Raw genomic sequence first — 13,408 nt, 5'->3', positions numbered from 1 at the left:
TCAGCAGTGTTCAGCGTAAATGTATCAGGCCTTCAATCTTCGGAAAGTAAGCCGATGGGTACACCTGCACAGCCAAGATGGGATCCTAGATTCACAGTCTTCCCCAGAACTTCAGATGACAACTCCCCCCGAAAGGCCTAACCCCAAGATGAAATCGGGATCCCTGCCCTCTGCCCTGCGATCCGGGCTGAACATTGCCCTGTTCCTATTCTTGGTGGTGCTGGTTTCCTACTTGGGTCTTAACTTCGTGCTGGCCTTGGTGGACAAGCTCAGCTAACTGCTTACTTTGTAAACTGAGCAAACTGATCCCTCAGCATCACCCAGGTGCTGCCGGCCCAGATTTGCCGATAGCCCTTTGTCGCCGACGGCAGGAAAGATACACTGGATTTACAGGACTTAACACCTTCTCTCAGTTGCCCCCCCTGACCGCCATGAGCCCCCTCTTTTGGTTGAGGCTGCCCTCTTGGGGATCCCCTGGGCTTTATTCCAGATCCTACTCTGGATCTCAACCAGGGCCGACCCTAGCCCGCCGGGATCTTTCCTGGAAGCGTTGGCTGCGCTATCTTTATCTGCGCCTGTTGCGGCTGCAATCGTCGCCAAAAGAAATTGCCCGTGGCTTGGCGGTAGGGGTTTTTGCCGGCTGTTTCCCCATCTTTGGCTTTCAAACGTTGGCCGCTCTGGTGTTGGCTGTTCCGTTTCGGGGCAATAAGCTGGCGGCGGCGGCAGGGACCTGGGTGAGTAACCCCTTCACCTATGTGCCCATCTATGCATTCAACTACCAGGTGGGGGAATGGCTGCTGGGATCCCGAACTGTCCTTCCCACCACAGAGCTGGTGGCGGCCACTTGGCAAAACTGGATGCAGTGGGGCTTGGAGATGTCGGGCACGCTGTTTGTCGGCTGTGCATTTGTCGGTTTTTGGGGATCCCTCGTCAGCTATTTTCTGGGGCTGTGGTTGGTGCAGCGGATTCGTCGGCGGCAGAAAATGGCCGGCAGGGGTCTATGAATGGGCGCAAGGCGATTCAGAATCCCAACTGAGAACCCAATCCTGGACAGTCTGCAGGTGCAGAGATCCATCCGTTTTCACAGAGCTTTTCACAGATAAGGTCTCATGATGGAAGACATGCGAGCGTTGTTGACAGACCTCAGCCGTCGCTCCCAGCGATGGGGGGAGCAGTTGGGATCCGCTTTGCAGACGGGTATGAACCAGCTCACGCAAGCCCCTCAGCCCATTGTGTTGCTCTCTTCACGGGAACTGGAGAAAATGCGGCGGGCTTGTCGCCTGGCGGCAGATCTGCTCAAGCACTTGGAGCCGATGGTGCGACCAGGGGTCACCACCCAAGAGCTTAACGACGAGGCCGAGCGATGGACGCGGGCGCATGGGGCCAAAAGTGCCCCTTTAGGCTACCATGGCTTTCCCAAGTCCATCTGCACCAGCGTCAACCACGTGGTCTGCCACGGCATTCCCAGCCCCAAGCAGATCCTGCGAGAAGGCGACATCATCAACATCGATGTCACCCCGGTTTTGGATGGCTACCACGGCGATACGTCCAAAACCTTCTTTGTCGGACAGCCTTCTGAGCGGGCGCGGCGCTTGGTGGAGGTGACCGAAGAATGTCTGCGGCGGGGCATTGCTGCCGTCAAGCCGGGGGGGAGAGTCGGCGACATTGGCGCTGCCATCCAAGAATACGCCGAGGCCCAGGGCTACAGCGTGGTGCGCGATTTTGTCGGGCATGGGGTGGGACGGCAATTCCACACGGCCCCCCAGATCCCCCACTACGGCGAACGGGGAAAAGGGGAGAAACTCCGCCCCGGCATGGTGTTCACCATCGAGCCGATGATCAACGAGGGCACCTGGGAGGTGAAGGTGCTCTCCGACGGGTGGACGGCGGTCACTTTAGATGGCAAGCTCTCGGCCCAATTTGAACATACGGTCGCCGTTACCGAAACCGGTGTAGAGATCTTGACCCTGCCTTCCCAAAGCCCCTGAGCCATCATGAACAGCGCCCCCGCTCTCCGCCTGCGCCTCTCCTCCGAGAACCTGCTGCTGCTGCTGGCGGCGGCAGTGGGGTTGGCCACGGGGCTGTTGGTGGTTGGATTTCGCTACTTGATTGGCTGGTGGCGCTATCTGCTGCAGGACACCCTCGTGGATGGCATCGGCAGGGCCGCAGAACACTATGGCCTGTGGCTGCTGGGATCCTGGCCGCTGGCTTTGGCGCCGGTGTTGGGGGGCCTGCTGATCGGCGCTTTGGGGGCAGTTGTGCCCTTTCCCAACTTGAGCCTCTCCAGCTTGGTGAGTCCTGCTCGTCCTTTGGCACTTCAGCCCTGGTGGATCCCGCTCAAGCTCCTGGCGGCTGCCATCTCGTTGGGCGCGGGAGCTTCCCTTGGCCCTGAGGCCCCCAGTGTGGAAAGTGGCGCTTTGCTGGGATCCCTGCTGGGGCAAAACCTACGCCTCTCGCGGGAGCGGGTGCAACTGTTGATGGCTGCCGGAGCAGCGGCTGGCCTGGCGGCAGGGTTTAACGCGCCCATTGCCGGGGTGTTTTTGGCGCTGGAGCTGGCTTTGGCCCGCACCTTCACCACTTCTGCTGTCAGTGTGGTGGTGTTGGCGGCGGTGGTCTCCGCCTTGATCGCCCAGGTGGGGTTGGGGGCACAACCCGCTTTTCTTTTGCCCACCATCACCCAGCCGGCCTTCGTCCTGCCGGACTACGAGATCCACAGCTTGCTGGAGGTACCTCTGTATCTCGGCTTGGGCTTTTTGGCCAGCCTGGTTTCTATGGCCTTCAGCTACACCCTGGAGTGGGGCAAGCACCTGTTCAACAGTGGCCCCCTGGCGGCCTGGCCAGCTTGGAGCAAGCCCATTTTGGGGGGCGGGATCCTGGGCTGCGCAGGTTTGGGGATCCCATTGGCGTTGGGGGTGGGCTATGAAACCATTGAGTCGATTCTGCAGGCCGTTCCCTTTTCTCTTGGCCATCTGGGCCTGCTCCTATTGGGCAAGCTGTTGCTGAGCGCTTTGAGCCTGGGCAGCGGCTTTGTGGGGGGAACCTTTGCCCCGGCTTTGTTCATGGGGGCAGTGCTGGGGGCAGGCTACGGTCAGGTGCTATCTCAAGCTTTGCCCTTGATTGCCTTGTCTCCCCCTGCTGCCTACGCCATGGTGGGCATGGCGGCGGTGTTGGCGGCCAGCGTGCGGGCTCCGCTAACGGCCATCTTGCTGCTGTTTGAGATGACGCGGGACTATCACATTGCGCTGCCGGTGATGGCGGCAGTGGGTTTGAGCATCTGGCTGACGGAGCAGTTGCATTCGCCGGCCATCTACCCTTCCGCCCGTCGCTATCGCCACGCAACGCTTGACGGAGTCCTTGGGCAGGAGCCTAGAGAGCTGACGGTGCAAGAGGTGATGGTGCCCCCATCTCTTTTGCTTCGGCAAGACACACCGCTGCGAGAAGCTCTGGAGAGTTTGCTGCAGCAAAAGTGCCATAGCGCGTTGGTGGTGGACGGACAGGAGCGGCTGCGGGGCATTCTCACCCTGGAAGATCTGGAGCGGGCCTTGGCCCATAAGGAGGCGGCGGAGTTGGCGGAGCTAACCGTACAGGAGGTCAGCCAATCTCCGGTTCTCACCACCTTCCCCGATGAGGCGGTAGCGGTGGCAGCTGAGCCGATGTACGAATACGATTTGCGCCAATTGCCAGTGGTCTCGCGGGAAGACCCGGAGCAGATCGTCGGCCTGTTGGATCGAGAGCGGGTGCTGCTCTCCCAAGAGATTCAATCGGTGCGGCAAGCCCTGGAGTTGGAAGTTCCCCCAGCAGAGAGAGACGCCGGCAGGAACGGACAAGAGGGGATCCCAGATGCTTCTACTGCGCCCGCAGAATAGAGCCCTGCTGTCGGGATCAACGCTGCCGCCCAGAGGGGCAGGTGGGACGCAGCGGGCAGCGGCCACATTCGGGCATGCGGGCCTTGCAGATGCGCTTGCCCAACCGGACAAAGTTGACGTGCAGGGAATAGGCTTTGCCTCTGGGGATCTGAGGGGAAAGCTGAGCAAAAGTGTCGTCGGGATGTTTGGCCCGCACCAAGCCCAGACGGTTGGCCACTCGATGCACATGGGTATCCACCGGGCAGAGATCCCGACCCAGCCCGAACAACAACACACAGGTGGCGGTCTTCAGCCCTACCCCTTTCAGGGAGAGCAAAAAATCGAGGGCGCCAGCATCGTCTAGCTCTCTTAGAAAGTCCAGACTCAGGGATCCCTGTCGTTCTTGAATGGCAGCCAGGATCTCCTGAATTCGGACTGCCTTGAGGTGGGCTAAGCCGCCGGAGCGGATCACCTGGGCCAGATCTGCCGGGTCGGCAGCCAAGACCGCTTCCCAAGAGGGAAAGGCGGCTTTGAGGGCGCGGAAGGCACGGCTGCTGTTGGCATCGGTGGTGTTCTGGGAAAGGATCGTGCCCACCAACTCGTCCAGGAGATCGGGGTGAGGGGAAAGGCCATTGGGAGCCTGCTGAGGGATCCCAAAGCACTGTTCTAGCCGCATCAACAGCGATTCCATCCTGTCGGCGGGCGGGAGTTCTGCCAGCAGGGTTGGGGACTCCGCCGCTTTGGCGGGCACAGGCGGGCGTTGGGAAAGGCTGTCCAATCTTGGCTGTACCACGGCTTAACGGGCAGAACTCTGGCGGATCTCCTGCAACAGGCGGGCAAGAACCTTGCTGGCATTGGGAGGAGCTGTGGCTTGCAAGTGGGCGGCCATTTGGGCAACCACCTGCGGCTGAGCCAACCAGGTCAACACCGTTTGCCGCAGCAAGTCCAGATTCTCTTCGGATTCTCGCATGACCACCCCCCCACCGCGCCCCACGAAGGCCAGAGCATTCTGATACTGATGATCTTCTGCAGCAAAGGGATAGGGGATCAAAATGGCTGGGGTGGCGGTGGTCAGCAACTCCGCCAGGCTCATGGCTCCGGCGCGGCTAATGGCAAAGTTGGCCCGCTGCAGCAGGGCAGCTACATCTCGACGGAAAGGAAAGGGCCGGTAGCGGGGATGGCTGGGGATCCTGGCTTCCGGATCTTGAGCTTCGCTGCCGCCGGTCAAATGCACAATCCAGGCCCCCGCCTCCAACCAAGCTGGGGCACAGGCGGCCACCATGCGGTTGAGGCCCCGCGCCCCTTGGCTGCCCCCCATGACCACAATGAGGGGATCCCCGTCGGGAATGGGGAGGTCGGCAGGGAAAGGCTGGGGCGTGTAGAACTCGGCCCGCACTGGCGTGCCCACCACTTGGGCGGCCACCCCTGGCAAATGCTCTGCCGTCTCCGCCATGCCCAGCGCCACCACCTGACAAAATCTCCCCAGCCAACGGGTCACTTTGCCCGGGATCCGATTGGACTCGTGCAGCAACACCGGCACCCCCAGCGAACGGGCGGCCAAAATGGCCGGAGCGGCAATGTACCCACCGGTGGTCAGAACAACGTCAAACCGTCCCGACATAAGGAGTCGGCGCACTTGTAGGGTCGCACGGGCCAGTTGGGCCAAGGCCTGCAGCCTGTGGAGAGGGGATCCCTGCCAGCCGGACATGACAACCCGGTGCAAGGGATAGCGCTCCCGCACCAGCTTCCCTTCCATCCGATCCGGCACCCCCAGCCATTCGATCTGCCAGTCGGGCAACTGCTCGGCAATAGCCAAAGCCGGAAAAATGTGGCCACCAGTGCCACTGGCAGCAACCAGCAGCCGAGGGCGTGAAGCTGGATCCTTGGCGCGTATATCCACCCGTGTGCCGATTAGGGATCCCTGAGACCTTCAGGAGTTGTTGGAGCTGACATAGCGCAAGAGGGTGCCCCGTTGCCCCAGAATAAACCCTTGCTCGGGGCCGAAAAACTCAATGCTGTAGAAGTTGGCGGGGATGTTGCTGAGTTTCTTGGCCTGTTCCCAGGTTTTGCCACCATCAGGGCTGTGGATCAGGGTAGCGCCACCCCCCACCACCCACAGGTCGTGGTCGTTTTGATAGGCGGCATTGAGGTAGCCAAAGCTGAGGGCCCGCCCCGGACGCAGCGGCGACGACCACTGGCCGGAGGTGAAGTCATCGGTAAAGGCAATCTCCGCCCCTTGGTTCAATTTCCAAGCGCTGCCGTGGGGGCCAAAGCCCATGTTTTGAATGCGGCGGGAGCTTTCCCGCGGGTAGGGCTTCCAGGTGCGACTTTCAGGAGTGTACAGAAAGTAGAAGCTGCCCCGCGACGACACCGCCAGATATTCGCCTTCAGGGCCGCGGGCAATGTTTTTGATGGCCCCAATCGGCTCATCCACTTGGGCATGCCAGGTCTGACCGCCATCTTCGGTGCGGTAGATGGCCCCCACATTGGTCACCATTTCGGCGGCGCCAGGGCCCAGAGCCTGGATCAAGAGCGGCTCCCCTGGCAGTTGGTTGTTGAGGCGGATGGAAGTCCAGTCGGATCCCTCGTTCAGGGTGTGGAGGAGGATCTTCGGCTGCCCGGCCACCCAGCCTTCTGCCCCAGCAAAGCTAATGGAGGCCAGGTAGGCTTCCGGCTCCAGACCCGGCAGCTCCCGCACCTGCCAGTGCAGACCCCCATCGCGGGATTCCAGCAGCGTCGCCTTGTCTCCCACCAACCAGCCATGGGAAGGGGTGGTGCCGGTGAAGGCAATGTCCAGCAGAATGTTCTGGGTGGGCACTTCCACCTGCTGCCAGGGGACCACCCGCATGTTGGGCATCCCCGCCGCCATCAGCAGCACCGAGACAGCAACCAGCAGCACCAGCCTCAGGGGTTTGAACATCTTGACCCTCACTCGACGAAATAAAAACTCATCAAAAATAAAAATCCCAGCGCCAATCCCAAAAAGATCAGCAGGTTCTTTTGGGCAGGGGTCATCACATTCACCCCCAGGCCGTAGCGCAAGTTCTCTTGAAAACCGGAAGGCTTGCCCTTGGCACCCACTGCTTGGAACAAGCGCTTGTCGGCTCGGCACACCGGACATTTCCAATCGGCTGGCAATTCCTCAAACGGCACGCCCGCCGGGATCCGATTGAGCTGATCCCCCTTGGCCGGTTCGTAAACATAGCCACAAGAACGACATTCGTAGCGCTGCATCCGCAGGGGATCGCTGAGCTGCGCATCGGTTTCATCTTCTGGCAACTCAATGAGCCTCGGTGTCTTGGGAGAACGGGGTTGAACACCGGGATCCGGTTGCGAGCCATTCATGGTCAGGGAGCCATCCGCATCGTCGATCCTATTATGAGAGGAATTGTTACAAAAATCTACTCAGACCCTTTCTTGTTGCTCAGGGGGATCCCGCGCCAGCTCAGAGTGATGGGCAGATTCCGCTGCTCTTGGAGAGGCTGATCTGGTGGACACAGGGATCCACCTGGGGGATCCTATGTTATGCTTTGTCTATCCTGCCCTCAGTGTTGTGCAAGCGGGTGCCTTTCATGACCACGCCCCCTCGCCGACCAGCCCTCAATCACGTGCTCATCGTCAAGGATCGTCATGGGCCAAAAGCCTACTGGTTGACGGCTGAGCTTTATTCGTTGGGCCGGGATCCGCGCAACAGCATTCGCATCGACTCCCAGTACGCCTCTCGCTACCACGCCATTTTGGTCAAAACAGAATCCCCCTCTTCTCCCGATGGGTTCACTTACCAAATCATCGACGGAGACATTCAGGGCACCCCCAGCACCAACGGCCTTTACGTGCGTGGGCAACGGGTGGAATTTCGGGATCTTGAGGACGGGGACGAAATTCAGTTTGGCAACGATGCCACCGCTACCTACTCGGTGCAAAACAAGGATCTGGATGAAATCCTGGCTACTTTTGAAAACACCCAGATCGTTGGGCTGTAGGAAGCTGCCTTCCCTGTTGGGTCTTGGCCTGTCCCGTCTGCATGCTGGTTGAAGGGTTAACCGGCGCTCGGAGAAGGGATCCCGTCGCCGTATTTTCGGGATCGCTTGCTGGTAAACTGTGTCATACGAAAAAACAAAGCTGGGATCCCTGCTGTTTTATTGGGCTTTCTGCTTGCGGGATCCCTTCCTTCTGCTGTCTTTAAGGGAGGATCTCATCTTGCGCCCCATCCTCATTGCCGGCAACTGGAAAATGCACAAGACTCAGGCTGAGGCTCGCGAGTTTCTGCGAGAGTTGGGCCTGGCCCTACAATCATCGCCGTCAGGGTCAGCATCCCAGCGGCAGATCATCTTGTGTGTGCCCTTTACAGACCTGGCGGTGGTGGCAGAGCAAAGCCGCGGATCCGACATAGCCGTGGGGGCACAAAATCTGCATTGGGAGGATCAGGGGGCCTTTACCGGGGAAATTTCCGGCCCCATGCTGGCGGAATTGGGGGTGCGCTACGTCATCGTCGGCCACAGCGAACGGCGGCAGTACTTCGGCGAGACGGACGAAACCGTTAATTGGCGTTTGGCAGCTGCCCAGCGGCACGGGCTCACCCCCATCCTTTGTGTGGGAGAAAGCCAGCAGCAGCGGGAGCAAGGCTTGACCGAGTCTTGGATTGTGGGGCAGTTGGATCGCGCCTTGCCGGGGATCGATCTGGGGAACTTGGTGATTGCCTATGAGCCCATTTGGGCCATCGGCACCGGCCATACTTGCGCAGCCCAAGAGGCCAACCGGGTCATCGGCTTGATCCGGCAACACTTGGGCAATGCCCAACTGCCCATTTTGTATGGCGGCTCGGTGAAGGCCGGCAACATCGACGAGCTGATGGCCCAGCCTGAGATTGACGGCGTATTGGTGGGAGGGGCCAGCCTAGACCCCCAAGAGTTTGCCCGCATCGTCCATTTTCAGGCCCTAGCCCCCGCCTAGGCCGCTAGCGGGATTGTCCCCACAGCAGGGCCACCGGGAAGGATTTTAAGACAACGCCCACCGGCAAGGTTTCGCCGGCAGGGATCCTTTCCTGGGTTAGCCCGTTCACCCAGTCCAGCCGCTTCCAGCGCGGCAGATGAATTTCGGTATCTGCCCAAACGGATTCTCCCAGAGGATCTTGGGTTTCGTCGATCAACTTTGTTAAAAAACGCGGCACTACCGTGAGCAATACCTGCTTGCCGTGCTGACGGGCAAAAGCCACAACATGGTCAGCATGGGATCCGCTGATTTGCAGAGGAATGTAGCTGCCCTCGAGAAACAATTGGGGCTGTTCCTGGCGGGCCTTGAGCACATGATGAATCAGAAACAGCTTAATGCGTCCGTCGCTGCGGTGTAGTAGCAAATCCGCAATGAGTTGGAGAGGATCCTGTTTAACCCGCCGTTGAATTTCTTCTAGATAGGCGAGGCGACGGGAAAAATCCACAGGCCGACGATTGTCGGGATCCACCATGCTCAAATCCCACAGCTCCGTGCCTTGGTAAATATCCGGGATCCCAGGGCTGGTCAGTTTGATCAGCGTCTGCGAGAGGGAATTAAAAATGCCAAAGTGGGCAACTTTCCGTTGGAAAGGCAAAAAGGACTCCAAAAAGGGGTTAGGGCCTTGAAGGATCCGTTCGATAAAAGCGGTAGTGGCTTCTTCGTATTCGGTATCGGGGCGAAGCCAAGCGGTGTGGACCTTAGCTTCCCGCACTGCTTTGATGGCATAATCTTTGACCCGCTGTACAAACTGGGGTACCTCTTCCGGTTGGAAGGGATAAGAGCCGAGCAATGTCTGGTAGAGCAAATACTCGTCATTGCGATCCGGCAGTTCCGAGCGCTTGGCTTGTTTGCTGCGGACTTTGTAGCCGAGGTTCAGCTCATGCCAAAGGTTGATGTGCTTTTCCCACTCGGCGGGGATTTCAGAAAGCACATTCAGCCGGGCCCGCACATCTTCGCCACGCTTGGTGTCGTGGGTAGCAGAAGCATTCATGGACAGAGGCCACCGAGCTGCCCGCTCTTGATTAAAGCGGTGAAACTCTTGCACCGAAAGGCCAAAGCGACAGGGATCCCCACCAACTTCATTGAGAGATAAAAGGCGGTTGTACACATAAAAAGCAGTATCTTCCACCCCTTTGGCCATGAGAGGGCCGGCCAACTGCTGCAAGCGCATGGCAAAATAGATCTGCTCATTTTTCTCCTGGTCTGATAAATTTTCCAGAGACTCCAGGCAGAGAAAGCGCTGAATAAAATTCAGCTCATTCATCAAAACGGGCAGGTTCTCCTTGGCCTTCTCCACGGCTTGACAAATTACCTGTTGACCTTCTGGACTGAGGATCCCTTCGTGGATATAGACGCGGTAGACCGGAAAGCACACCAAAACTTCTACCAAAGCTCGACGTAAGCTGTAGAGGGTAAAGTCATTGGCATAGCGATGATGGCTGGTGATCTGTTTGAGCAAAAAAGCAAGGTTATCCATATCTCCTGACAGGTTGCGCTCGATGATCAGGCGTTTTTTATCTTCGATAACCTGCTCTGGGGAATGCCGTAGATTTGTGAAATTTTGATAGAGAGAGTCAAAAGCCTCTGCATTTTCTTCTTGACAAAAGATGCCGTTGAGCTTAGCTAAAAAATCATAGCCCGTTGTGCCCTGAACCGGCCAGCTTTGGGGCAGACTTTCATTAGCCTCTAGTATTTTTTCTACTACGATGTAGAGATTTGGGCAGCGTTCCCGCAGGCGATGGAGATACTCTTCGGGATTGAACAAGCCATCGATATGATCGATGCGCAAACCACTAAAACGCCCCTGTTCTGCAAGCTTAAAGATAAGCTGATGGGTTTTGCGAAACACTTCGCGATCTTCTACCCGCAGCGAGATCAGCTCGTTAATGGTAAAGAAACGACGATAATTGATCTCCTCAGCACCCACCTTCCAGAAGGAAAGGCGAAAATTTTGCCGCGCCAGAAGACTATCCAGCAGGTCAAAGCTCGACGGATCCCCTGGCTTGCCGTTAAAAATGGCAATGTTCTCGTCAAAAAAGCTCTGGATAGGTTGGCTAGACGTGTAGAGTTCCCACAAAGAATGCTTGGCAAAGCTAATTTGATCGGTGCGCTCCAGGAGATCTTCCTTGCTAGGGATAAATTTCAGGCTGAAGAGGATCCCGAGCAACTTGACGTAGTCGGGGTGGCTGCGTCCCAATTTTCGCCGCAGCTTGCTCAGGTTGTAGGTAAAAACATCCGCATAGGTGTCAATATTGAGGGGGAACCTCAAGTTGTAGTAGTTAATACTTAGGCCATCGGCATCATAACGAAGCTGGATTTGACCCGACTCCAAACATTTGTCGTAGAAATCTCCCAAGAAAGGGGCTAAGATTCTGCCCTTGATCCCCAGGTAAGAGTGATTCCAATTCACATCAAAGTAGTCAATAAAATCTGAGTTGGGGCCGCTCTCCAGAACATCCATGAGCATCTGGTTCTGGCCATCGTAGGCCATGTGATTGGGCACAATGTCCTGGATCCAGCCTATTCCCTGCTGATTGAGGGCTTCCCACAAGAGCTCAAACTTTTCGCTTCCCCCCAGTTCCTGGTTAATCTGCCTGGGATCCACCACGTCGTAGCCGTGGGTGCTGCCTTTGCGGGCTTGGAAGATGGGAGAGGCATACAAGTCACTGATGCCCAGCAACTTCAGGTAGGGAACAATCTGTCGTGCTGCGTCGAAGTCAAACCCAGCATGAAACTGAATGCGATAGGTGGAAGTCGGGATCCGCATGATGACCTTAGAACAATGACAAAGAAGCCGAGCTTGCCAACGGCATAGGGTCAAGAGAACAGATGTATCTAGGGTAGCGGCTAAGATCTAAGGAGTCCTGCAGGGGAGAGGCGAGGTTAGTGAACTTGTCAAGGCCACAGAGGAGCGCTTCACCCCCGGTAAGGGGGCCGGCAAGGATGGCGAGGTGGGCAGGGATCCTGCTCGTGGGTGGGCTGATGGGGAGTTGGCGAAGTGAGGCAACCTGGGCAGAAAGCGAGTTTCGGGTGGGGAGTGAGCTGGTTTTGACCCTGCGCACCCCCGATGCCCCCGCTCGCCTCCGTCTGCTGAAGCAACGGTTGGAAGAGATTTTGCTACAGGCCAGCAGCCCTCAGGTGCAGGTCAGTCTGGATATCCCCAATCCCTCGACGACCGGCAGCGGGGATCCCCCAGCTCAAGCCGCTCGGATTCTTTTGAACCAGCAACTGCTGTTGGAGGTAACTCCAGCCGATGCAGAGGCTCATGCTGCTCCCCAACCGGCAGATCCGGCAAGGATCTGGGCGGATTGCCTGCAAACGGTGTTCAACCAGGAATCCAGTCGGCAGCAACTGTTTTTGGGATTGGGGCTGCCCCCGCACTTGACCTGGCAAGGGCGACTCTATCGCCGCGCTGAGCGTGCTGCCGCCGATACTGGGCGCTTTGTTACCGATGGCACTCGCATTCAAGATCATGTGGTCTATTGGGAGATCCCCTCTGGAGAGAACCCGTTTGACTTTACCAACAAGCCGACCCTGCCGGATCCGCCGCCGGAGCGGCTATTTTTGTTGAATCGCCACCGCCAGTTTGTGCCCTACGAGTTGTAACCGAAGTCCTTTCTCCCTCTGTTGTCTATTGTCTATGTCGTCCATTCAACGAGAACCTCGCATTCTGTTGGGCCTGCGGGCCGACCAATTTCGTCATCCCGTGGATCTGCAAGCCACCCGCTCTCTGCAGCAAGTGCCGGGGCTGGGCCTGCTGATTCAAAATTGGCTTGGCTCAACGGCAGGACAGATATTTTATCTGGACAACATTGCTTCTAGTATCCAAATTAACGAGCATCAGTTGCCGGAAATTCATCAGCTTTTGGTGCAGGCCTGTCGCATCTTGGATCTGGAGGTGCCCCAGCTCTACGTGCGGCAGAACCCCACGCCCAATGCTTACACCTTTGCCATGCAGGGGAAAAAGCCCTTCATTGTCTTGCACAGCTCTCTGCTGGATCTGTTGGAGCCGCCGGAAATTCAGGCCGTGATCGCTCATGAGTTGGGCCACTTGAAGTGCAATCACGGGGTCTACTTGACGATGGCCAACATTCTCATGCTCTCCACCAGCTTGCTCCCCTTCGGGGGGTTGTTTTATCAGGCGTTGCAGGATCAACTGATGCACTGGCTGCGGTGTGCCGAGTTTACCTGTGACCGGGCGGCGCTGTTGGTAGCCCAAGATGCCAAGACGGTGATCTCGGTGTTGATGAAATTGTGTGGGGGATCCCCGCAATTGGCCTCCAAGCTGAACGTGGACGCCTTTTTGGAGCAGGCCCGTACTTACGACGAGCTGGACGGGGATCTGTGGCAGATGGAGCTGAAGCAGATGCAAACGGTGGGGCGCACCCATCCGCTGCCGGTGCTACGGGCCAGAGAAATCGAGCGTTGGTTCCGCAGCAACACCTATCAGCAGATCCTGGAGCTCCAGGGATTGGGCTCCGCACCGCGGACGTCAACGGCTGCTTCGTAAACTACCCGACTCCGACCGCTAAAGCAGTACAGAGCGGGCTTTTAGTAGCCCTGCAGTTGGC

The 13,408-nt window shown here is 57.9% G+C and carries 13 protein-coding genes; 8 read left to right on the top strand and 5 right to left on the bottom strand.

Translation table 11 applies throughout. The annotated features are described in order from the left end of the window. Positions 1–115: 115 nt before the first annotated feature. The 4 genes from NW815_RS05560 to NW815_RS05545 all read left to right on the top strand — a co-directional run bounded on the left by NW815_RS05560 (position 116) and on the right by NW815_RS05545 (position 3,866). Entirely contained in the window at positions 116–277 is a 162-nt protein-coding gene (locus NW815_RS05560; protein WP_414389233.1) for a hypothetical protein, read from the top strand. A 154-nt stretch (positions 278–431) separates the two neighbouring features. Next, on the top strand, positions 432–1,004 hold the full coding sequence (locus tag NW815_RS05555) for a DUF2062 domain-containing protein (RefSeq protein WP_414415792.1): 573 nt from the start codon (positions 432–434) through the stop codon (positions 1,002–1,004). Between the two features lie 195 nt (positions 1,005–1,199). Next, the gene (map, locus tag NW815_RS05550) at positions 1,200–1,988 is read left to right on the top strand and encodes a type I methionyl aminopeptidase (RefSeq protein WP_414342345.1); all 789 of its coding nucleotides are present in this window, start codon (positions 1,200–1,202) and stop codon (positions 1,986–1,988) included. A 6-nt stretch (positions 1,989–1,994) separates the two neighbouring features. Further along, the gene (locus tag NW815_RS05545) at positions 1,995–3,866 is read left to right on the top strand and encodes a chloride channel protein (RefSeq protein ID WP_414389237.1); all 1,872 of its coding nucleotides are present in this window, start codon (positions 1,995–1,997) and stop codon (positions 3,864–3,866) included. Between the two features lie 16 nt (positions 3,867–3,882). Here NW815_RS05545 and NW815_RS05540 read toward each other — a convergent pair whose 3' ends face one another. Genes NW815_RS05540 through NW815_RS05525 form a run of 4 tightly spaced genes read right to left on the bottom strand, consistent with a single transcriptional unit; the run spans position 3,883 to position 7,190 of the window. Then, a complete protein-coding gene (locus NW815_RS05540; RefSeq protein WP_414415791.1) occupies positions 3,883–4,596 on the bottom strand; it encodes an endonuclease III domain-containing protein in 714 nt (237 codons plus the stop codon). 45 nt (positions 4,597–4,641) lie between these two features. Continuing rightward, positions 4,642–5,745 carry an undecaprenyldiphospho-muramoylpentapeptide beta-N-acetylglucosaminyltransferase gene (gene murG, locus NW815_RS05535; protein ID WP_414389240.1) on the bottom strand — a complete coding sequence of 368 codons (1,104 nt, stop codon included), beginning with the start codon at positions 5,743–5,745 and terminating at the stop codon, positions 4,642–4,644. A gap of 30 nt (positions 5,746–5,775) precedes the next feature. Beyond that, entirely contained in the window at positions 5,776–6,765 is a 990-nt protein-coding gene (locus tag NW815_RS05530) for a photosynthesis system II assembly factor Ycf48 (RefSeq protein ID WP_414389242.1), read from the bottom strand. A gap of 8 nt (positions 6,766–6,773) precedes the next feature. Then, positions 6,774–7,190: a rubredoxin gene (locus NW815_RS05525; RefSeq protein WP_414331938.1), complete on the bottom strand. Its 417-nt coding sequence runs from the start codon at positions 7,188–7,190 to the stop codon at positions 6,774–6,776. 227 nt (positions 7,191–7,417) lie between these two features. Between NW815_RS05525 and NW815_RS05520 the strand changes: the two genes are divergently transcribed. Beyond that, on the top strand, positions 7,418–7,828 hold the full coding sequence (locus tag NW815_RS05520; RefSeq protein ID WP_414389244.1) for an FHA domain-containing protein: 411 nt from the start codon (positions 7,418–7,420) through the stop codon (positions 7,826–7,828). Between the two features lie 217 nt (positions 7,829–8,045). Beyond that, positions 8,046–8,798: a triose-phosphate isomerase gene (gene tpiA, locus NW815_RS05515; protein WP_414389250.1), complete on the top strand. Its 753-nt coding sequence runs from the start codon at positions 8,046–8,048 to the stop codon at positions 8,796–8,798. Positions 8,799–8,802: 4 nt separating this feature from the next. On the opposite strand, the gene treY is transcribed toward tpiA, so the two are convergent. Next, positions 8,803–11,604, bottom strand: a complete 2,802-nt coding sequence (gene treY, locus NW815_RS05510) for a malto-oligosyltrehalose synthase (RefSeq protein ID WP_414389246.1) — start codon at positions 11,602–11,604, stop codon at positions 8,803–8,805. Positions 11,605–11,780: 176 nt separating this feature from the next. Here treY and NW815_RS05505 point away from each other — a divergent pair, with 176 nt between their 5' ends. Continuing rightward, entirely contained in the window at positions 11,781–12,443 is a 663-nt protein-coding gene (locus tag NW815_RS05505) for a hypothetical protein (protein WP_414389248.1), read from the top strand. A gap of 34 nt (positions 12,444–12,477) precedes the next feature. After that, complete coding sequence (locus NW815_RS05500) at positions 12,478–13,347, top strand: M48 family metallopeptidase (protein WP_011433741.1); 870 nt, start codon at positions 12,478–12,480, stop codon at positions 13,345–13,347. Positions 13,348–13,408 lie beyond the last annotated feature (61 nt).

The sequence above is a fragment of the Synechococcus sp. R6-7 genome, assembly GCF_047461695.1.
In the GTDB taxonomy this organism is placed as follows: domain Bacteria; phylum Cyanobacteriota; class Cyanobacteriia; order Thermostichales; family Thermostichaceae; genus Thermostichus.
This window is presented reverse-complemented; position numbering and strand designations above follow the sequence as displayed.